Source organism: Wolbachia endosymbiont (group A) of Yponomeuta plumbellus (assembly GCF_947251575.1).
In the GTDB taxonomy this organism is placed as follows: domain Bacteria; phylum Pseudomonadota; class Alphaproteobacteria; order Rickettsiales; family Anaplasmataceae; genus Wolbachia; species Wolbachia pipientis.
Genome location: NZ_OX366353.1, coordinates 874,534 through 896,166, shown reverse-complemented (window position 1 = coordinate 896,166; position 21,633 = coordinate 874,534). Strand labels below are relative to the sequence as shown.

Sequence of the window (21,633 nt, the reverse complement as noted above, 5' to 3'; positions counted from 1 at the left end):
CATTCTAATGTATGTACAATGCCTTTTTTATATAAATACTTAATAGGAGGGGTTAATGCCAACACAGAAAGAGCTTCGGGCTACGATGTCCAAAAAATTACAGGAAGCTATTAAACATCCAGATCCAGCAGTTGCTGCCGGGAGGAAGTCAGCTATCAAGAGATGGGTGGGAGTCCTTCAAGATAACTTTATGGAGCACATAAAATACTTTAAGGGTGATAAGTTGAAGTTTTTGCACAATGTATTCCAAGATGAAGGTTGCTGGTCAGGTGTAAGGTTGGATAATGCTGCTTTAGGTCAAAGGTTTACTGAAGAAAAAATAGGTGGAATAGATAATCCACTTCGCAAATATGAGATGGCTTGTAGTTACTGTGTGGTAGATAAAATTCATCCACTCTTTCAAAAAGCATTTGAATCCTACAAAAATGGATTTTCTTCTGATGAACTTGATAGTAGAGGTAATCCTATAACTGATGAGTACATACGAAACTCGCTTTTGGGTGGCATTCGAAGGAAAGGTCCTGTATTTGATTTCTGGATCGATAGAGAATCTGGGGAATTAAAGAAGTATGATGCAGTAGAAGGCTTTGACAGTGCTGTAAAACTTAGGTGGAGTGAGGGAGTAGAGTATTTTTATAATCATTTAAAAGAAGAAGATAAAGAGAAGAAGCTTACAGAAGCTATTATTGCTCTTTCTCGTCCTCAATCTGTTGAGAAAGATGCTCCTATTTTAGATTTTTGTGTAAGGAATATAGCTGATAAAGATACTCTTTTACAGAAATTATCGCAGAAAGATAAAGGAATATATTCCCTTTTTGCTGAATTAATAGAGTCATGTTTTTTTGATACGGTTCATGATTTGGTACAGTGCTGGTGTTATGAGGAAGCTTCAGCACGAGGTGATCATTCAAAGGAAATACTCTCACAGGATGAGTATGACCTCCTTCTTTACTCACTTTCAAATGTAATGTTGAAAAATCCTGAATCAAATGTTCAAGCTAGATCTCTTATTATGAAGATTTGGAAATGTGACTGCTTTATTGAATACAGAAAGATTTCTGTTAATATTTCTAATTGTATAGTTCCTATACAGGACATGCTTGCAGGGTTAATAATTAACTGGAAACGAGAAGACATTTATAAGTCTGATGAGGAAAAAGAAGTAGAGAAAAAAGAAATATTAGATGTAATATTATTTGCTAAAGATTGCTTTCCTGAAAAGTTTGAGTTCTTTAAGGAAAAGATAATAAAAAACCTTAGATTATGCGGTAGGGAAGGAATGAAGGATTACGTAGATTACGGTTTGTTTGCAGAAGAGTTATTCTCTGAGTTAGAGAAAACAACTCTACCTCTTGGTCCTGTAGGTGATGGTCCTTGGAATAATTTACGGTCACGATCTAAAGCTCATGGTAGTAAGGAAACAACTTTGCCAGTTGATGATGGTCCGCAGTCTGAGCTTGGAACTCCTAGTGTAAGTGGTGTTTCTTCTTATAAGAAAAAAAGCGTCTTTACGCTTAGTGGTAATAAGTAATCTACTTATGAACTCTTGGTGTTTCTGGTCGTAGTAAATAAGGGGTATTTTGTATGAGTAATGGTGATGGACTTATTAGGAGTTTGGTGGATGGAGATCTTGAAGGATTCAGACAAGGATTTGAATCTTTTTTAGATCAATGTCCATCTTTCTTGTATCATGTAAGTGCAGGTCGTTTCCTTCCTGTATTCTTTTTTAGCATGTTTGCTACTGCACATGATGCTGATATCTTGGATGCAAATGAGAGAGTCTATTTTCGTTTTGATAATCATGGTATTGATACAGGTGGTAGGAATAGAAATACAGGAAACTTAAAGGTTGCTGTTTTAACTCGTAGTCGTGACGGACAGCGAGTTGTCAAGTGTTACAGCATTTCTGATCGCCCTAACAGTGATGGGTTAAGGTTTAGTACAAGGGAGAGAAATGCTCTAATACAAAAGATTATACAGCAAAATCCAGATTTAAGGGAAGGAGACCTAGATTTTGAGCAATATAAAGTATGCATGCATGGAAAAGGCAAGAGTCAGGGAGAGGCAATTGCAACAGTATTCGAGGTGATTCGTGAAAAGGATTTTAGGGGTAGAGATAAATTTGCCAAATATTCAGCATCTGAGATTAGTCTTCTTAGACAACTCTTAGGAGATCACAGATTGACAATTCAGGAAATAAAAGGAAGACAACTCAATCAAAATCAGCTCAGACAACTTGATAGATCAGTCAATTTTGCACAGGTAGCACAAGGTCAACAAAGGATTGACAACTTTATGGAAATACTAGCAAATAACCAAAGACAAAATGTAGAACGTAGAATGCACAGGGAAGTTTTGCCATATATAACTGACATCTATGATAATTGCAGACAAGCGCTAGAAAATAATATTGAAAATCGCAATCAAAAATTTGAGAGTCACGGGTTTTTATTAGGTTTTTTAGCAAATTTTAGTCATCGCTACACAATAGGCATCGATCTTGACTTATCTCCTAGAAACTCACATGTTGCATTTCTTATACATCATCAAGCAGAAAGAGAAAATATTCCTATTGTTATTAATCTTGCTATATTTGACACACCGTCAGATGTTGCATTAAACTGTGCCATAGGCTACGCTGGAAGGTTACACAATTCTTCATTTATACCTATCCATACTGAATCAAGAAATACTGTCTGTGTTGGATTAAATTTTAATTTAAATCGAATTCCTTTTAGGGTTGATACAGTAGGGCTTCAACAGGGCAGGTTTCCTTTAGTACAAAGATTGTTTGAGTATATAGAAGATGAAGAGGTTGGAGAGAATATTAGAGATTTCTTGCCTCAACATCTTCCTGGTGAAATACCAAGAAATGCAGAGAATTATAACAGAATATTTGATTGTATAACTGGTTTTGCTTTTGGAAGTAGTGCTTTTGATAGAGAGTATTTAGAGCTGGAAGAAGGAGAAGATCGAGTACGTGTAAGAAAGTATATATTTAGATACGGTGATGGAGATTTAAGAAGACATACTTTAACTATGGTCTCTTATGCTCAGGGTTATAATATAGTTACACTTCATATTAGAGCTTACGATGCGCAACAGCAAGAAGCTATCGATTTACAAGCTCTTAATGTTAATAGAAATAATGTTCATGTATGGGAAGTTTCATGCACACTTAATGACCAATTTGAGCTAGATATTGATCAACCAAATGACCTTGGTTTATATCACGATTACCAAAATAATAATGCAAATAATTTTCTTGATGGTGATCTTGTACAAGTACCTAATGCTGAAAATGTACATGGTATTTCAGAAAGGGTTATGAATGATGGCTGGAAAAATGTAGGTCAGCATAGAGAACTATTTCAAGAGATCTCTGGAGCATTGATGCCACTTAGGGACGCAATAAATGTTAATAGTGAGGATAAGTTTCGTTCTATACTACATGGTACATTTTATGCTAGTGATAATCCTTATAAAGTGCTTGCTATGTATAAAGTTGGTCAAACATATAGTTTGAAAAGGGGTCAGGAAGAAGAAGGAGAAAGGGCAATACTCACAAGAATTACAGAACAGAGATTAGACCTTTTATTATTAAGGCAACCTACAGCAGATACTCATCCAATTGGATATATATTAAGATTTGCTGGTAATGCAGAAGAAATAATACAAAAGGAGAATAACGCAAAAGATCAAATAAAAGAACTTATAAACAAGCAGAGAGGATATGTGCCTATTACTTCTGGAAATGAGGTGGTTTTACTTCCTCTTATATTTAATGCAGGTGCAGAGAGAGTAGAAGGTCTTATATCTATTCCAGAAGGAATAGGAAGAGAAGAGTATGTACATAGACTTGATCGTGGTGGTCGTGACTCAAGACCAGGAGTATTAGTGGGACCTGAAAGTGTTATTGATGAAAATCCACCAGAGGGTCTATTATCAGATCAGGCTCGTGAAAATTTCAGGCGCTTTTACACGGAAAGAAAACCAGGACAGAACTCGATTTTTTTGCTTGATATAGATGATAATCTGCACGTTCCATTTAGTTACTTGCAAGGTACTAGAGCACAGGTAATAGAAACATTAAAGTCAAGAATAAGGAGAGGTGATAATTCCATTCCTACAGCACAAGAGATAAGAAGACAAATAAGAGATATTCTTAGAAATCAACGGATAGAAGTAAATGATCTACTTACGCTAGAATTTGCGACGAGAAATGGACATTATGATTACTGGCTTCAACAAATTGATATAGCCCGTGCTGCAAGATTGCTATATCAGCTTCGTACTGAAGGTAATCACACTTTTGAAGTAGCTAATTTGGCAAGGAATGACGGTAACGAGCACATTGTTAGAGTATTAAATCAATTTAGGGAAAATGAAGAACAACAGCGTTTAACCTTAATCATTACTTTAAATAATGCTCATTGGGTTACACTAGTGATTGAACGTCAAAATGGGAACTATGTTGGGTACTATGCTGATTCAACTGCTACTGCTGTTCCAGGTGGTATTGCTGATATCATTCAAAATAACTTAGGAAATAATATCAGGATTAATAATGTTTCTGTTAGTCAGCAAACAGATGGTTGGAATTGTGGTTTATGGGCATTAGAAAATGCTAGTGATATTAATCGAGTTCTAAACGAAAATCCTGTTGGGCAAGTGCAGAATATCATAAATATAATACGCGATTTTCTTGGAAGAGGCCACCCAAACAGAGATAGAAATTACTTTCAGAACATAAGAGTGGGCATTTCACAATTATTCAGGAATGATCCGGGATTTCAAAGTGTGCAATTGCAAGCATACATTCAAAATAGAGAACAAATTGATCCATTACTACGTACTTATCTAGAATTAGGATATCACAGAGTGGGAGGAGGGTATGGATTAGTAGAAGCACCTATATCGCTTGGTGTTAGTGATTCCAGTAATTTTGGTGACCTGCCACAGTCTAGTTTAGAAGGTCCTGAAGCTAGTCGTGTTTCTGACCTTAGCAAAGGTAAAGGCGGTAGGTAGAGCTAATCGGTAGATGAGAGGAGTGTAATAAAAACCTTATGCATCAAGTAGAGATGTGAGCAATTTTAAAGAAGTTAAGGTGGGTAACCTGTTTTTTCTACTTGCAGCAATGTTTCAAAAAGTATATGTGTCGAGTTGGGTAAAGTTGAAGGAGGTTATGAAATGAGCAATTATTAATTTGGCAGTGTATAACATTAATAAATTTAAATGATGCAACCATTTCCAGCAACAAAAATCAGCTAGCGTGAGAAGATTTTTTCTTGGAATGGGTAGGTTTTGCAGCACACTACCCCTAGATTTTTCACTTTTTCATATAGCTTGAACAAACTTTTTCTAACTCATTCATGTTTGTACTTTAACATATTTAATAATTGAAACGACGTCTATGAGTCAGATACCGCCCATACCACTACACTTTGGGGATGCACATCAAGCCGATAGTAGTTGCATATTCCATACACAAGGAGCTAAACTTCAACAAGCCTAAGTTCTGCAGATGTATGTTTCTTCACATTCGATTCTCTCTATTTTAGCACTGGGCTTTAATATCATATATGTAGTCCCACCAACCGCTAACGCAAGTGTTGTGGCTGCAGCAACCGCCCCTACTATAGGCAGAAATCCAATTGTAAATACTGTTGCAAAAATGGTTGTCGCAGCTATACCTAATACTGCTGTTGATCCGCCACTAACAAGACCCCACTTGGTTGCATTATATTCTTGTTGTTTTATTTCTGCTTCCCCGAAAAGCTGTATTAAACTTTCATCTGTGGCTAACTCTCTTGGAGTTTTACCATTAGTGTCTTTTAACAAAGGATTTTCCCACTTTTTCAGTAAAGACTCTGCTACTTCTGTGCAGTCATAAATAGCAGCTAAATGTAAAGGAGTACGACCTTTTAGTAACGTATGTGCTCTATCTTCTACTACACACCTCACTAGATGCTCTACAACTTCTTTCATACTTGGTTCTTTTCCTATTAAATACTTAACTACCTTTGTGCAATTATTATAGAAAGCACTATGTAAAGGAGTATTTCCGTCTTTATTCACTACATTAGGGTCTGATCCTTCTTTCACTAGAAGTTCTACTATGTCTATATAGCCATTGGATGCGGATAAGTGCAAAGAAGTATTTCCGTTTTGATCTTTTATATCAACACCTGCTCCTCCTTCTAACAGTAATTTTGTAACATTTATATCCCCAAAATTTGCAGCAAAATGTAATAATGTATATTCTTTTGTATGGTTAGAATCATCTTGTACTTTGAAAATGTAATTTATATCAAACCCATGTTTTTTCCACTGATTACATTCATGCATTATATGTTTTATACTACAACGCTCCTGCTCTAACTCTCTGAGCTCATTCTCATATTTCTTGAATTCCATATTAAATTTTGCTTCGCTATCTTTCAAACTATTATTATACCTTTCATATTCCCAATCATAATCAGGTATAGCATGTCTAGAATCATAATTGGATTTACTACTATTGGCATTGTTATGCAGCTCCTGTAACAATTTACTATTGTACTGGTAGTTTAACGACTGTATCTTTCTGCCATAGTTTTCACTCAATAACTGTGTCTCTCTGTTATAGTTTTCATCCAATAGCTGCATTTTGTGGTGAATAGATTCACTAGATTCATTAATTTCGCTTGACCTTCTTGAATTATATTCTTGTAATTCATTTGCTATTCTTGTAGTTGTGTTATTGCTGTATATACTTGGATTTTCCTCTATCCCCTGCAATATTATTTCAAATTCATTCTTCATAAAGTCTATCATACCTATACCTCAAAATTAAAAACACATGCCTAAATTGTACACGTATTTAATAAAAAAGCAAGTTTTTGCTTGTCAGTTCTAATTTCTTATATTCTTTTCTTCTGTCTTTTTCTTAATTATATGTATGTCTTTATGTAGATATTAAAACAATATTTCTACTATTCCACAAACCAATAAATGCAACAGAGAAGAAGTTGCTTTGGAATCGGAAGGTCCGCTGCGGAGGCTTAAGACCTGCTGCAAAAGGAAAGCCCAGTTTTTGTGGTAATTATGATCTTAAAAAAAACCACGTTTAAAAATACTTCATACAAGCGAGGAACACCTCTTCTTGTTTTCGCAGCAGGTCTCCATGTATCCTTCTTTAATTAAGAGAATGACTAGCTCCTTGAGTTTGTTCAGTGCTTGGGCACTCAAGGTTACTATTTATATCTTTATTTTTAACCATCTCTGCAAATGTCTTGACTTTCAGTGTAGGAACATGTCTTGTTGTAACATCTTCGAAGTCTACAAAGTAAATTAGTGTATTATTTCGTACTCCTGTTCTTTATACCAGTAAATGTCATTGCTTGAAAATTACTTCCATAATGCGTCGATAAAGCATCAATCAATGGTTTATGATTATGTAGAAATATTCTTTTTTTCTATTTCTGGCATTATCTGAGCTTTAAGTTGTATATTCTCTGGACTGACATATAAGCCAGTAGCTTCCAGTTTTGCTATGTGATTTACTATTAACTCAGCATTGTCTATTTTATTCGAGATAATAACGCAATTTAAAGGAGTATTGCCATCACCATCTATCACATCAATATTCGCTCCTTTTTCAAGTAAAGACTCTATCACACCTTTTTGGCTATGTTCAGCAGCCCAACTTAAGGAGTATTGCCATTATCATCTATCGCATCAATATGCGCCCCCTCTCCGATTAAAAGCTCTACCATCTCTCTGCCACTTAAAACAGCATAATGTAAAGGAGTGAGTCTAAGTTGCTGAATATTCGCTGCCTCTACTACCCCTCTTTCCCTTGTATTACTTAAAGCAGAAAGACGTGAAAAAGCTTTTTCACCCTCATCTACCGCATTAACCTCTGCTCCAGCTACTATTAACTCCTCAATTTGCCCTATATTACCCTGTACAACAGCATTAAAAAGTTGTTCATTTAACTCTCTTTGTTGTATTTCGTTCATAAATTACCTCTAATTTGTTAGTATGCTAGATGATAATGCAGTATAAATATTTGATATTTATTAATATTACTACACTTACATTATATATAAAATTTTTAATTCAATTCATCATCACCTGCAACATCAGCAAGCCAAACGCCTCCCTTTTTTCGTTGAGCGTCATAAAGCTTTTTCTATATACTTCCACAATCTTTGCCTCTTTTCCATGAGAGTTTCTATTGCATCTTTGTCATAAGATGAGCACAAACCTTTTTTGCTATAAATTTACCTTAGTTTTCCTTTTTATCCTCAAATGAATTGGTATTAATTTAGTAAAATATATTACTAATAACCTAACCGATACAACCACTTTCAGCAACTTAAAATAACAAGCGTGAGAACAAGTTTTTTTGGGATCAGTTGGTCTTCCAAACGATACATACGAACTTTTTTATATGGTGATTTTATTATACGCTGAAATCACCTATATTGCCTTACTTTCGCTAAATCTACATATGAACTGTTTTGCCTAACTTTGTTGTAAAAATTCCAAGCTTTTACTTTTAAAACGCCGCTTTTGTTTAAATTGTTCTCACAACAGTACGTACTTTTTTATGCTTTTGAGACACAAACAGTAAACAAAAGAATTTGCTTCCACACTGGTTGCCATGGTATTTCTATAGAATATCTAATTTGCTAATAGCTCAAGATTAACCGTATGCAAAACTCTTGAGAAAAGAAAACGCACTAATTATAAGCTGTGGACCTTTTACTATTACAATAAGAGCAAATAATATTCCACACAAGGATACCAACACTCCAAGTATCGAGACAAGCCCGTCTTTATTCATAATACCAAGTGAAATAAGAGTCGTACCGATTGCTGGAATGAAGTGAGTCAACGGAAACGGATTGGCTATCACCAATACGCAAACCAGCATTATAAATGCCAAAATCTTTTCACCTGGCCCACAGAAGATAAAAGACATTCTCGGTTTCATGAACTTTTCTATTTTTTTTAATGCAGGTAAAGTTTTTTTAACCACAAGGGCTAATGTTGAACGTTTAAAGGATTTCCTTTCCAACCAACGTGGCATCCAGGGAGAATGAAACCCAAGCAGAAGTTGTAATGAAAACAAGATTAAAGGTATAGAAAGAATAGTTGTATAACCAGGTGGAACCGGTATAGGCACCGATAGCGGCAAGGAGAAGATGATTATTAAAATACCAAAACCACGTTCTTGTAAAGCTGTTTTAATGTCAAACAATGTCACTTTATCACTATCAGCAGTACCAGTACCTGCAACCTCTTTTAGAATATCAGATGCTAATTTTTTATCTTCAGTCAAATTCTTACCCCTTTTCACAATTACCTTTTAACCAAACGACCCAATAATTAGCATAATCACTACTATAACACAACATCTATTCTTGATTTAACTGATTCATTCCTCTTTGAATTTCATACTTATGGTCTTATCTGTTTCGATACAAATTTTCGTTATTAGAAGATAAATGAGGTATATTATGAATTTGCTTAAACTCTTCAATTATAGGCAAAAAGGCCCTTTATACTGTACTAATAATGGTATTAGCTACGTGCTTTAACGTTATTATAATATTTTGCATATAAACCTATTTTATAAAAATTCACAATATGAATTAGTAAATAAATTATGTTTAAATCAGTTGCGTATATAGTAAATATAATGCATTGTGTGCCTTTGTTAATAGAAAGGTATAAGTATGCCTAGTTCAAGGCAGGTAGTACAATATAACTCATTTGATAGTAATAACCTTGAAGACACTACTTTGCCTTGCGTATTTAAAGATTTTACGATTACTTCTGAAGAGATATTTGAGATTGGTAGTGAGGGTAACCAAGTAATAGATAATTCAGATGGTGAAATAGAAAGGCTGCAACAAGAAAACTTTGATCTCAAGAAAAATGAAAAGCTCTTGGAATGCTATAAAGGTATAGCGGAAGAGTATGATCAAGAAGTGAGTGAGCTCAGCAAGAAAAATCAGATCCTAGAAAAGAAAATTAAAGAGCTTGAAGCTCAATTACAAAGAAAAACAAGAGAATTAACTAAAAATGGCCAAGAAATTGAACAGCTAAAACAAGAAATAGAAAAAGTATTATTGGACGTGAAGAATAAAAATGACATAATAGGAAACTTGGACAGCAAATTAGAAGATATGAAGAGTGAAATACAGATGATAGACAAAAAAAATGAAGAGTTACAGCAAAGGTTAAATTTGGTTGAATCTAACTCAAGTAGACTAAGAAAAGAAAGTGTAGTGCTGGTAGACAGTATAGAGGATTTGAAGAGTAATTATGAAAACCAGATATTAGAAAAAGATAAGGAACTTAATGATGTAATAGGCCAGCTCTATGTTTATTTATCAGAGCGTGAAGAACTGTTTGCAGAATTTAGTTCATTGCAGAATGAAAATGAGAGTTTAAAACAGAAAAACTTCTATATTAGTAATGAAGTGTCTCTTGAAGATGAATTAAACAAAGAAAACGTAAGAAAAGAAATAGTAAGACCTCAGTCTACAACAAAAGTGGAAATGAGGCGTATCAATGATAATGATGACCAGGAATCAATATGGCTATATAGAGAAGCAGAAGATTATCAAACAGGTGAAGATAAAAAACCTAAAAATACTAACTACGACATTGGAGTATGGAATGAAGATGACGATGAAAGTAGCGATGATCAAAAATCAACCTGGCTGTACGAAAAAGTAGAAAACAATCAAGATTATCGAACAAGTGAAGACAAAAACCTTGAAAACACTGATTACGATATTGAAGTATGGAATAAAGATGACGATGAAAGTAGCAATGATCAGGAATCAACTAGTGAAAGTGACTATAATGTTAGCTATTGCTTTGATTATGATGAAATTGTTGGTAGGACCTACGGTCAACTAGTCTACAATGCAAACATAATACGTAAAAAAGATTCTTTTTCCTTAGCAAAAGTAAAATTAAGAGAAAGAGAAAGAGAAAAATATGAAAGTATTTGGCAAAAAATAGATAATATTCATGATGAATTGGATGCTTTGGGTAACTATGGTAATGAAGAGGATTATGAAGAGTGCAATAAAAGACTTGATAAAATTGTAAGCGAGGCGCTGAAACAAAGAGTAATGTTCACTCTTCCGTATAAAGCTAATATATCTTTAGTGGATCGCATAATTGATACATTGCAAAAGCTATATTTTTCTTACGATACTACCCGAATTTATGGATTTTTAGATGAGAAAAAGATATTGCAAATAGTATCAAGAGGTGCGTCTTTAAATAGATTTAGCGATGAAGAACATGGCGATTTCGTGAACATAATTTGCTCAGATAGATACGCTCTAGATCAACGAGAAAAAATACTTTTAGAACTTAAGGACTTGGTGTACAAAAGTATCGTAGACGTAAGTGTAAAAACTGATGATCATGATTTTGAGTTAGAGATGGACAATGGACACTTTTGTATAAAATATCCAAAAGATAGTGTTGTCGAAGTTGCAAGAATATTCAACAATAAAAAAGCTAAAAATTTAGGTCTGGAAATTGGTATGCTTCAAGTTGGAGAAAGTATAGTTAGAGTTGAAAATGAAGAAGGAGTTAGGAATTACACCGACATTTCGGAGGGTAGAATTGAAATGTCTTTTACTACTTACTTTGGGAAGGTCAGTGTTTATTTATCTCCTAGTGATAGAGATAATAATAAAATAGAAGTAAAGCTCGCCAACGAAGAAAGCATAGCACGTTTTAGTAAGTTGGAGGATAAATCAAGTTTAGGGGGGAGCTGTCTTTTAGGAGGAAAAAATGTTTCTATAGGCATAGAAGATGGTTATTTTGAAATAAACAGTGACGTTTCTGAAGAGCTAGCTAAAACTATGAAACAGTCAGATTGTACAATAGAAAAATCATATGTTCCATCTAGCTTTATGAAAGAAGCTTATTGCAATCAGTTAGTAAATGAAAGGGGAATTTAAAAATCAGGCTCAAATATTTCAAAAATAACCATTCAAAGCAGCATTTTTTATACAACTTCGTTTTCAATCTATCTGGAAAGAAGATATCAAGTATTCAAAGTCCAATTCGACAAATCCATAGTCCATTCTTCCTCTAGCTTTTTTATCACTAATCCAAAATTTAGGTATAATACCAAATATCATAAATAAGTAGGCAAATAACTCACAGAACAAATAGTTTTGATCGAACTTTCCGTAATATTACGAATGAATGCACATATAGTATCCTCCAATAAACTAACAGAGTCATATATTCTATTTTTAATGAGATTGTCTTTCAAATATTGCCATAAACGCTCTACTGGATTTAACTCTGGTGAATATGGAGGTAAGTAGATTAAGGTAATATTTTGTGGTATTTTTAAACCTTTGGATCTATGCCATCCTGCACAATCCACAATAAGAAATGCCTCCCTTGTTCCTAAATATTGTGACATCTGCTCAAGGAATATATTCATACAATCAGTATTGACGTTTGGTGCGAATAAACTAGAAGTCTCTCCATTTCTAGGATTAACTGCACTATAGAGATAAAAGTTTTGCCTACCTAATTTCACCTTAACCTGTGTCCTAATGCCTTTTTTAAACCACCCGTGTCCAATCTTTGAATGTGTGCCAAACCGCGATTCATCGAAGAAAAATAGCTCTTTTTCGGGATACGTGACAATAGTTTCATTAAGATTTTTTTTTAAACTTTTCTTGTTTATTTTTATCCTGTTTATTGTGCACAGGCCTTGGAGTAATATACGAAAAACCTAACTTTTGCATCAGTCCATGTGCTGTAGACTTACTTACCTCAATAGAAAACATTTTCTCAATTATGATTTTTAATTTCTTAGCCGTTAGGTTGGCTCCTTCTTCTGCTATGACATTTTTAATTTCTTCTTGCTGCTTGTAGCTCAACTTCGGCTTTACTCCACGTCCTGGTTGTATTTTAAACGCATCGACTCCTCCTTCCTTAAATCTTGTAATCCACTTCATCAATGTAGTTCTAGTAATTCGGTATATTTGAGCAACTTTTGTTATTCCATATTCTTTTCCAGATATTATTGCCTGTAATCTTCTTCCTATCTCTCCTCTTATTCCGTGCTTCTTTAATTCCAGGTTACACTTATTATATCATTCTTCTCCTATTGCTTTACTTTTTCCTGCCATAACTCCTCACTAATTCTTAAATTGTTCTATTTTAGAAATTTTTCTTTATTTGTCTATTTATTTTTAGGAATTGATATTAGTTTATTGGAGGATACTATATGTGCATTCATTCGTAATATTACGGAAAGTTCGATCAAAACTATTTGTTCTGTGAGTTATTTGCCTACTTATTTATGATATTTGGTATAAGGTATTGAAACTAACAAGTGGAATGATTACATAATGCACATATTAGTGAAAGGAGGTACAACATGAGTAATATAGTTCATTCAAATAAAAACAATAACCGTGATAACTTTAGTGTAAGAGGGTTACAAAGGGCCGTTGATGACATATTTGATAGCTTCTTTACAGGATGGAATCCAGAGCTTTCCAGAAGAAGCAACAGTCTATTACCAGCTTGTGACTTTTATGAAACAAAGGAAAGCTATTGCCTCTCATTAGAGTTACCAGGTATTTCCAAAGAAAGCATAGATATTAGTATATCTGGCGATAGCTTAATAGTGAAGGGTGAAAAGACATGTGATAACGAGTCAAAAGATAAGCAGTTTTATCATCGAGAAAGGTACTATGGCTCTTTCTATAGGTCTATTCAGCTTCCAGTAAATGTGGAGCGAGATAAAGTATCTGCTAGTTTTTCAGATGGAGTATTACATGTAACCATACCTAAGTCAGAGAAACACATCAAGAAGATTGATGTAAAGTAACCAGTAAGTGGTAGCAGGCTTCTAGTTTGAGGCTTGCTATTTTGAATCATTATAGATAGAATATAATAAAGTTCTATTGTCTTTGCGTATTTGTTGTACAGATGGTGTAAGGCCTTTGTTGCGTTTAGGTGTTGTTAATAATCTATTAATGGTTCTTATGTTATAATCAAGTTTAGGGGCTTTAATAAGTACGGACTATGACAGAAGCAAATCCAATAGTTACGTTGAAGGTTAAAATTAAAGAATTTAGCTTTAGTAAATTAAAGGCTGGCGAGAGCAATAAATCAGCACACTCTGGTGAAACAATGTATTTCGATCTTCCAAGAATGAACTTTGTTATTAATGGAAAGATTATAGATACAGTTTTAACCTCTGTGTTAATGGAAGGAGCGAAATATCGCAAAAGCAACCTTTTTAATAGTTATGATATATATAGCGCTGAAGCCGCAAGCAAAAAACAAAGAGAAATAGATAAAGATCATGGCAGGGCTTTTGTTAATTCAGTCCTTAAGGATCTTGAAAAAGAACTTGCATATAACGCGTTAAGTGAATTGTGGGAAAGTCATTGTGAAAATCCTGAAATTCCTGATTATCAGAAAACCAATTCGTACGGTAGAGATTTTGAGAGATTTTACAATGCTGGAAGAGAGCATATGCATCTATTACTCAAAGTAGGAGATGAGAATAAGAACTACCGACCATTTGTAAAGGAAGTTTTTAAGGAAATGTTTAAATATGCTGAAGCAGAAGTTCCGAGTGCCCCTATCTTAGAAGAACTAGTTACTAATTGTAATCAAGCAGGATACTTAGCAGGTATATTTATTGAATATCACTCTGCACTTAGCAATTATCGATTAACAACGCAAGACCCTGACAAAGTAATGAATATTGATTACACTGACCATAATAACATAAGAGTAAAGTCTGATATGGAAATACCTGTAATCAAATTTGATAATCCAGGGGAAAAAATATGTGATCTATCCACCTCACTGGAATTTACACTTGAGTCTCAAGATGGAAAAGATGGTGTAACCTATAAAGACGGTAAATTATCACTCACTGTTCCCAAGGAATTAAAAAATTATAAAGAAGGAGATAGAAACTTGCTCTCTATTATTAGAGAATACTTTCAAAAATTCTGTGAAAAATTGGGATTTAAATTTGAGATGGAAACACAAAAAATAGAGCATGATTTAGACGATTTGCCGAAAGTAAACAGTCATCTTCAAGGCCTAAGAACGCCTATTTCCAGCAACGACCATATCATCGGTCATTAAAAGTAAGTATGTGTTGTCAGAACGAATGAAAGTTCAGTTAAGCTTTTTCTAAAGTATAGCATTTCTCCTAATAGTCCGAATAGGGTAAGATATGTGGGTAAGGTTATGTTTGACTTGTGTTGTTTTTTGCTATTGGTTAATTTAATGTAAGTTAAAGATAAATTAAGTGGATAAGAAAAAGAAAGTATACTTATTTAAAGTTTCTCTAGACAAAAAAATCTACCGTGAGATGGAATTGAAAGCTGTCTTTATAAATTTGCAGAAACTATCATAAAGGTCTTTAGTTTTGAGTTAGATCATTAATTTGGTTTTTATAGTAACATAAACGATATTTATGAAAGTAATGAAGTATACACTTTATTTTATAATACTGATTATAGTTTATGCCTAATGAAAAAAGCGTCAAAAATTCTTATATCTACAAGGTTTTTGAGCCAGATAAAAAAATGATTTTTCTTTTTGATTATGGCGATAATTGGGAATTTTTAGTAGAATGTTGTGGCATTATTGAAGCAGAAGCTGGAACAAGATATCCAAAAGTTACTAAAAAGCAAGGAGAGGCTCCTCCACAATATCCTGACTACGAAGATGAGTAGTGTAAACAATATACCTATTAAGTTGATGGATTGCCTTGAGGAAAATAGCAGCAGGTTTAGTACTTGGTTAGTAAATTAGAAGTATTTCTTAGGAAATTATTTTAATATCTGTGTTTTTTAGGAATGTTCTCTTGCGTTGGATCGGAAGAGCTCTTCTACCTTCTCTAGCTTTGTACTCGGTTCTAGGGTACTGTACAACGCAAAGCTTATGCATGCCAATCCAGCAATCACTCCAACTGTTCCTATAGTAGGCATTTTCATAATATGTGATACAATACCACTTACCAGTAGCACCACCCCAACGGCACCAGTCAGAATCGCTCTCCGTTGCATTGCTTTTGTTGATGATTCTTCATCTGCAATTTTGAAAGATTTATCGTTAACACAAGGGTTAGAAGAAAAGATTCTTAAAGCATTCAGCTCTTTTACCACCGTTCTTCCTGAGTTAGCGAAATTCCCTTGATTTTCTTCATTCCTTTCATAATCTTCACCATTATTAATCTTCTTGCACGGCTGAGTGCCAGTTTCTGCGGTTTCTTCTTGTTGTTCTCCATAAAAATTTTCTTTATTCTTATCCGAAACTTCTTCAATATCTTCTGAAATATTATAAGCCACTGATCCTTCCATAATAGTTTCTATTAACGAGTTTTTTTCTTCTTTGTCACTTGTCATATTTGGATTCATCACTTCCTTATCATCCCAAGGCTCAAAACCTTCTACCCTTACTACACCATCTTTAACAGTACTATATGTACGTATTAATTCTCCATGACTTCCTAAGTAGTCCGAGACTATTTTCGTACGATTAAACTCCTTAAAAAGCCCATGTTTTTTAGCTTCTTCTAAAAGATCATTCTCAGCTTGCTTATTCTTGCAAAATCTAGCATAATGTAATAGTGTGAATACGTCTCTTCTACGTTCATATATATCAACTATTAGTATCCACGGAATCTTTCGTGTATCATGAAAGGATTTACTAATTTTTTCACTGATACTTTTACCCTCTTGTATCCTTTTTAATAGCTTAAAAAGCTCCTTTTTATCTTTGCTTGTTAACTGATCTTGATCAAATGGCAACTCATAGGTTATATCTGCTTCATTAGTTTTTCCGGTAATTAGTTTTCTCATATTATTTTTTTCTTTGTATCTCTTATGTAGCTAATTTGTATTAGTAAAGTATTAATCGTGTGATTTTTAAATCGCTAATTTGCAAAATTTCTTCATCTGCTCACTCCACAGCATCGGTATTTCCCTCAAGTCAGCTAACTTCAAACTCCTTGGCTGCCTCCCATTTACTATGTCTTCTTTGATCTTTGGTGCTAAATAATTCAACCTTAAAATTTGTTGTATGCGTCTTGTACCTATATTAATTTTGGCACTTAGCTCTCCTACGCTTGCATATTTTCCCTCTTCTAGCTGACGTTTCCATAGGTGGGCTCCTACCACTGCTTTCAGTAACGCATTGTTTGTTTTACCTTCTGGCTCAATCACTGTACATTTATTTCCTTTCTTCTTCATTATTGGTATAAATTCCACCTTATCCTCCGAACCCATTTCTATTCCATCTTCTTTTACCATTACTCCTTTTATTAACTTTTTCACTACTTCTTTCTGTTTTCCAAAACTTAAATTTTTCCACTCTTCCGCTTTTTTTCCCCATTTTTCATATAGCTGTTCAGCTTTCTTCATCACTTCTTTTTCCACTTCTCCCGCTACTATAGTTCTGTTTATTGATTCACAACCTTTTCCCCTTAAGTGATTGTTACATATGTAATATCGATATCTTTTATTTTCTTTTTTTGAGTATGTCAGCGTCATGTTCACATTACAACTCTTGCACTTAATTATTCCCCTAAGTAGCGCTTCCTCATATTTTGCTTTTCTATATGGTTGATTCTTTATCAATTCCTGCGCTTTTTGCCATTTTTCCTCTTTTATTATTGCTTCATGCTTTCCTTCATACTCTTTCTCATAATGTCTGATTTTTCCCACATATATTGGATTTGTTACTATTCTCCTTACTGTCGCTTTTTTAAAGATATCTGATTTTGTTCTATAACCTTCTCTGTTTAACTCCCTTGCCAGTTCTGCCATTGATCTCAGCTCCATATACCTCTCAAATATATGTTTTACCGTCTTTGCTTCTTTTTCATTTATTATTAATTCCTTATCTTTTACATCATACCCTAGCGGTAAAGTTCCACCCATCCATAGTCCTTGTTCTTTTGATGTTGCTATTTTATTTTTTACTCTCTCTACTATCATCTCTCTTTCTAATTGTGCTGCTCCTGACAATACCGTTTGTACAAATTTTCCCATTGGCGTATTATTGTCAAATATCTGCGTTACTGCTACAAAATTTACTCGGTGCCTTCTAAAAAATGATGTTACTTCTATGCTGTCTTTTGTTTCCCTTGATAGCCTATCTAGCGTATATACTACTACACAATCTACTTCTCCTTTTTTTTACATCTTCAAACAATTCCTTTATCGCTGGTCTTTCTAAATTCTTTCCTGAGAAACCTCCATCATCGTACCTTTTGGCCAATGCTACCCAGCCTTCTTTGCTCTTTATGTACTTTTCACATGCTACTCGCTGCGCATCAAGGCTATTAAACTTCTGCTCTAGACCATCTTCATTTGATTTTCTTGTATATATCGCACACCTTACCTCTTTTAGCATTCTCTCTCCTCAATTTCCACTTTTATCACGCATTCCAAATAATAAAGGTCCGTTGTAACTCATTCCCATTATTTTTCCTGCTACTCCTGACAATGATGTATAAAACTCTTCTCTGTAGATTAAACCCTTATCTGTTACCATTACTGCATGCGTTTCCTCACCTCTCTCTAGTATTAATTCTGTCCCTTCTACTGGTAATTTATCGCTACTTATTCTTTTTCCCTTTTCTAGCCGATCTGCCAGATATTCTAGTCTTTTTGCTCCTTTTCTTGACATTTTTCCATACGCTTCCTCCTGCATTCTATATGCTAATCTTGGTATCAGATATTTCTTTGAATGTTTAGGTGCCTCTTCCCCAAATACCTTCTTCCACGTTTTTCTCAGCTCACTCAAAGGTTTTCTCTCTAAATTCATTACTTTCTTTTCTACTTCTTTCTCCATATTTTTAGCCTTTCATAAATAACTTTTCAATTCTGTCTGTTTCTTTCTTTAATACCTCGGTTACTTCTTTACTATAATCCATTGCTGTCATTCCAAATTTATCCGCTTGTTCTATTTCTCCTCCAGCCTTCACTAATTCTTTCACTATCTCTTTTTCGCCTATCATGCATGCAAGGTGCAGCGGTGTGCATTTATTTCCATATTCTTCCGCATTTACATTCCCTCCTGATTTTATCAATTCCCTCACGATTTCTAGACGTTTCTCCGTTACCGCTAGGTGCAGTGCTGTGTATCCTTCTATATCTTTAGCATTCACATTCGCTCCTTTTTCGACTAATAACTCCACTGTTTTTGCGTCTACCGCATAATGCAGTTCCTTCTCGTCTCTTGCATAAATATTTTCATGTGAGTTCTCTAATAATTCTTCTGCTGACTTATTAAATTTGCCAAACTTTAACATAATTTACCTCACCTTTTCTTTGAATTTAAATCCCTTTTCTAAGCCCTCCTTTTCACCACCTCATCTATCATCTCATTTACTTGGCTCATTATTTTGCTTGCTAAATTTTCACATTCTTCCTTTATTAGTGATTTGTCTCTCTTTCTTATTTCTTCTATCTCTATTATTTTTAGCTCCGGCATATAGCTCCCATTCAGCATGTCTGCTATTTCTTCCACTATCCTCTCTATTCCATAGCACGTCAGTTCTCTACTTTTTGTTATTCCTCCTTTTTCTCTCAGAAATTTACTCGCCCTTTCACTCTCTTTGCTATCACATAGACGATACTTTTCACTTTCCCAAATGTAATACATTGGTGTTGCACCATATTTATTCAGTTGATTAACCTCAGCTCCTGCTTTTACTAGCTCTTTTATTATTTCAACTCCTGCTCCTCCTATTTTGCATGCAGAGTGTAGTGGCGTACATCCAGTGACATATTGAGTGGCATTTACTTCTGCTCCTTCCCTTAGCAGCACTTTTACATTTTCTAAGCTTTTCGCAAATACTGCACAGTGTAGTGGTGTATAACCATTTTTATCTCTTGCATTTACCTCTGCCCCTTTTTTTATTAATAACCTCGCTGTTTTGTAATCAGAGATTTCTACTGCTTGGTGCAATATCGTCTCTCCTTCTTCATTTCTTTTATTAATGTTTTTAAACCCGTTACTTGATACTTCTTTAAAAAACTTACTAAAAGATTCTCTCTTTTCTTCGCTAAACTTCATACTTACCTCACAAAATTAGCTTTTCTAGCGCCAGATAAATTTCTTATGTTTACCTGCTGCTATTTAATTCATGTCCTTTTTAGCATAAGAAAGCAAGTCCTTTTCTTTTTATTTCATACACTTTAAACTATTGTTAATATAATATATGAGGATCTAAATATAAGTACTTAACTTATTAGAGATATTACTTGACTATTTTTCCAACTTCTGTGCAAATGTCGATGTTCATGCCACTTTAGTACTCCTGGGTAAAATACTAAAATGTAATTTTCTAATTCGTGTATTGAGTCTTTTTGCTCTAAATCATTTTTATAGTAAACGTTGTGTTCTGCTAAAACATATTTTCTGACCTTCTGATCTGTATAATTTTTTGCTTTATAGTTGTGAGTAACGCTAAATCTTTCTAAAATTGGCTTGTGTTTTAAATTCCAATATTGCCCTGAAAGTTTATCGCTTCCCAATACAAATTTATTTCCTCTTTCTTCTACGCTACTAACTGGAAAGCACGTATTTATGTCTCCTAAATCCCAACTGTCTGATAATACTATCTGCGCTTTTGCAAATTTAATCGATGGTAATAAACTCTGTGGTAATGGATATAGTGCTTTTAAGTTGTACCACAAATGATTTCTTTCATAAATACCGTTATAATTCTTTGTGTGAGGCTCGGTTTCTCCAAGTATTGCTACATCTAGGCGATATATATCATTGCTTAAAGCTCGTTCATAATGATCGCGTAGATAGTTTTCTATAATCTTAATAACTGGACCACTAGACCTGAAAAAATTTACTCTTCCAAATGATAACACTGGTCCATCTTTTTCTATTTTTACCCCTGAATAATCAGACAGAAGATCTCCAAATAAACTCTCATCCAATATAAATCTCTGCACATTATAATAATCGTTAAAAATCCTCATTAATCTGGATCTTACAGGCAGTGATAGTTTTGCCAGCTCTACTACTGCATCTACGAAGAAGTCATTTGGTACCTCTTTTATCCCTACTTGCAACTCAAAAAGTGTTTACCGGGTGGCTCTTCAATAATTGTAATATCTTCTATATTTGCCCATTTTAGTGCTATTTTTAGTGATGCTGGAGTTCCTCTCAGTCTTTGAAATTTTACTCCTTCTACTACTGCTTTTCTTCTATCTTTTACCCAGCATAGTATTTCTTCTAAACCATATTCTTCTATTATCCACGGCAATGTTTCTTCTTCCAATCTAAATTTAAATCCTCTAATACAGCTTGGATCAACCTTATAATCTATCGCATCTACTAGCGCTTTTTCCTGTTTTGTTGCGTTTGGCGGTAATAAACTTTTCATTTGTCTTTTCTTTCAAGTTGCTTTAATTTCCTTTATTTAGGTAGCTTATGAGTAAGCAAGAGATCATTTCAGAACTGATCAAAAATAAAGATGTTCTTAATATCGAAAACACTTTCCATAATATTTGACCATACTATCCATACTTTAAAAAACAAGTTACAACTTCTGGAAGAAAATCAATACTTTCGTCT

The 21,633-nt window shown here is 34.1% G+C and carries 15 protein-coding genes and 2 pseudogenes; 6 read left to right on the top strand and 11 right to left on the bottom strand.

Annotated features, from left to right (window positions below; genetic code table 11):
* Window positions 1–55 precede the first annotated feature (55 nt).
* Window positions 56–1,531: a hypothetical protein gene (locus OPR39_RS04465; protein ID WP_015588933.1), complete on the top strand. Its 1,476-nt coding sequence runs from the start codon at window positions 56–58 to the stop codon at window positions 1,529–1,531.
* 53 nt (window positions 1,532–1,584) lie between these two features.
* Complete coding sequence (locus OPR39_RS04460; RefSeq protein ID WP_320109781.1) at window positions 1,585–5,028, top strand: cytoplasmic incompatibility factor CifB; 3,444 nt, start codon at window positions 1,585–1,587, stop codon at window positions 5,026–5,028.
* 483 nt (window positions 5,029–5,511) lie between these two features.
* Here OPR39_RS04460 and OPR39_RS04455 read toward each other — a convergent pair whose 3' ends face one another.
* The 4 genes from OPR39_RS04455 to OPR39_RS04440 all read right to left on the bottom strand — a co-directional run bounded on the left by OPR39_RS04455 (window position 5,512) and on the right by OPR39_RS04440 (window position 9,349).
* A complete protein-coding gene (locus OPR39_RS04455) occupies window positions 5,512–6,816 on the bottom strand; it encodes an ankyrin repeat domain-containing protein (protein WP_265039221.1) in 1,305 nt (434 codons plus the stop codon).
* A 618-nt stretch (window positions 6,817–7,434) separates the two neighbouring features.
* Entirely contained in the window at window positions 7,435–7,659 is a 225-nt protein-coding gene (locus tag OPR39_RS04450; RefSeq protein ID WP_265039219.1) for an ankyrin repeat domain-containing protein, read from the bottom strand.
* 29 nt (window positions 7,660–7,688) lie between these two features.
* Window positions 7,689–8,003, bottom strand: coding sequence for an ankyrin repeat domain-containing protein (locus OPR39_RS04445; RefSeq protein ID WP_265039218.1), 315 nt, complete (start codon window positions 8,001–8,003; stop codon window positions 7,689–7,691).
* A 689-nt stretch (window positions 8,004–8,692) separates the two neighbouring features.
* Window positions 8,693–9,349 carry an exopolysaccharide biosynthesis protein gene (locus tag OPR39_RS04440; RefSeq protein ID WP_141456732.1) on the bottom strand — a complete coding sequence of 219 codons (657 nt, stop codon included), beginning with the start codon at window positions 9,347–9,349 and terminating at the stop codon, window positions 8,693–8,695.
* Between the two features lie 379 nt (window positions 9,350–9,728).
* Between OPR39_RS04440 and OPR39_RS04435 the strand changes: the two genes are divergently transcribed.
* On the top strand, window positions 9,729–11,987 hold the full coding sequence (locus OPR39_RS04435) for a hypothetical protein (RefSeq protein WP_264704374.1): 2,259 nt from the start codon (window positions 9,729–9,731) through the stop codon (window positions 11,985–11,987).
* 179 nt (window positions 11,988–12,166) lie between these two features.
* Here the strand turns inward: OPR39_RS04435 and OPR39_RS04430 are convergent.
* A protein-coding gene (locus tag OPR39_RS04430) for an IS630 family transposase (protein ID WP_264704656.1) occupies window positions 12,167–13,130 on the bottom strand; the annotation gives its coding sequence in 2 pieces (ribosomal slippage) (window positions 12,167–12,715 and window positions 12,717–13,130; 963 coding nt in all).
* Between the two features lie 302 nt (window positions 13,131–13,432).
* Between OPR39_RS04430 and OPR39_RS04425 the strand changes: the two genes are divergently transcribed.
* The 3 genes from OPR39_RS04425 to OPR39_RS04415 all read left to right on the top strand — a co-directional run bounded on the left by OPR39_RS04425 (window position 13,433) and on the right by OPR39_RS04415 (window position 15,764).
* Complete coding sequence (locus tag OPR39_RS04425) at window positions 13,433–13,888, top strand: Hsp20/alpha crystallin family protein (protein WP_141456730.1); 456 nt, start codon at window positions 13,433–13,435, stop codon at window positions 13,886–13,888.
* Window positions 13,889–14,085: 197 nt separating this feature from the next.
* Window positions 14,086–15,168: a hypothetical protein gene (locus tag OPR39_RS04420; protein ID WP_265039215.1), complete on the top strand. Its 1,083-nt coding sequence runs from the start codon at window positions 14,086–14,088 to the stop codon at window positions 15,166–15,168.
* A 383-nt stretch (window positions 15,169–15,551) separates the two neighbouring features.
* Complete coding sequence (locus OPR39_RS04415) at window positions 15,552–15,764, top strand: plasmid pRiA4b ORF-3 family protein (protein ID WP_141456728.1); 213 nt, start codon at window positions 15,552–15,554, stop codon at window positions 15,762–15,764.
* A gap of 117 nt (window positions 15,765–15,881) precedes the next feature.
* Here the strand turns inward: OPR39_RS04415 and OPR39_RS04410 are convergent, their stop codons facing one another.
* From OPR39_RS04410 to OPR39_RS04385, 6 genes and pseudogenes are all read right to left on the bottom strand, one after another.
* Window positions 15,882–16,892, bottom strand: a complete 1,011-nt coding sequence (locus OPR39_RS04410) for a hypothetical protein (protein WP_141456727.1) — start codon at window positions 16,890–16,892, stop codon at window positions 15,882–15,884.
* Window positions 16,893–16,958: 66 nt separating this feature from the next.
* Window positions 16,959–18,447, bottom strand: a pseudogene (locus tag OPR39_RS04405) (recombinase family protein).
* Between the two features lie 9 nt (window positions 18,448–18,456).
* A complete protein-coding gene (locus OPR39_RS04400; RefSeq protein WP_265039213.1) occupies window positions 18,457–18,888 on the bottom strand; it encodes a DUF2924 domain-containing protein in 432 nt (143 codons plus the stop codon).
* Between the two features lie 4 nt (window positions 18,889–18,892).
* Entirely contained in the window at window positions 18,893–19,348 is a 456-nt protein-coding gene (locus OPR39_RS04395) for an ankyrin repeat domain-containing protein (RefSeq protein ID WP_265039211.1), read from the bottom strand.
* A 38-nt stretch (window positions 19,349–19,386) separates the two neighbouring features.
* Window positions 19,387–20,115: an ankyrin repeat domain-containing protein gene (locus tag OPR39_RS04390; RefSeq protein ID WP_265039209.1), complete on the bottom strand. Its 729-nt coding sequence runs from the start codon at window positions 20,113–20,115 to the stop codon at window positions 19,387–19,389.
* Window positions 20,116–20,282: 167 nt separating this feature from the next.
* A pseudogene (locus OPR39_RS04385) lies at window positions 20,283–21,442 on the bottom strand (phage tail protein).
* Window positions 21,443–21,633: the final 191 nt, after the last annotated feature.

Excerpts from the sequence above, each read along its gene's own strand:
- OPR39_RS04465 (WP_015588933.1), top strand. The coding sequence starts at position 56 with ATGCCAACACAGAAAGAGCTTCGGGCTACGATGTCCAAAAAATTACAG.
- OPR39_RS04415 (WP_141456728.1), top strand. The coding sequence starts at position 15,552 with ATGCCTAATGAAAAAAGCGTCAAAAATTCTTATATCTACAAGGTTTTT.
- OPR39_RS04425 (WP_141456730.1), top strand. The coding sequence starts at position 13,433 with ATGAGTAATATAGTTCATTCAAATAAAAACAATAACCGTGATAACTTT.
- OPR39_RS04420 (WP_265039215.1), top strand. The coding sequence starts at position 14,086 with ATGACAGAAGCAAATCCAATAGTTACGTTGAAGGTTAAAATTAAAGAA.
- OPR39_RS04390 (WP_265039209.1), bottom strand. The coding sequence starts at position 20,115 with ATGAAGTTTAGCGAAGAAAAGAGAGAATCTTTTAGTAAGTTTTTTAAA.
- OPR39_RS04410 (WP_141456727.1), bottom strand. The coding sequence starts at position 16,892 with ATGAGAAAACTAATTACCGGAAAAACTAATGAAGCAGATATAACCTAT.
- OPR39_RS04395 (WP_265039211.1), bottom strand. The coding sequence starts at position 19,348 with ATGTTAAAGTTTGGCAAATTTAATAAGTCAGCAGAAGAATTATTAGAG.
- OPR39_RS04435 (WP_264704374.1), top strand. The coding sequence starts at position 9,729 with ATGCCTAGTTCAAGGCAGGTAGTACAATATAACTCATTTGATAGTAAT.
- OPR39_RS04455 (WP_265039221.1), bottom strand. The coding sequence starts at position 6,816 with ATGATAGACTTTATGAAGAATGAATTTGAAATAATATTGCAGGGGATA.
- OPR39_RS04400 (WP_265039213.1), bottom strand. The coding sequence starts at position 18,888 with ATGGAGAAAGAAGTAGAAAAGAAAGTAATGAATTTAGAGAGAAAACCT.
- OPR39_RS04460 (WP_320109781.1), top strand. The coding sequence starts at position 1,585 with ATGAGTAATGGTGATGGACTTATTAGGAGTTTGGTGGATGGAGATCTT.
- OPR39_RS04445 (WP_265039218.1), bottom strand. The coding sequence starts at position 8,003 with ATGAACGAAATACAACAAAGAGAGTTAAATGAACAACTTTTTAATGCT.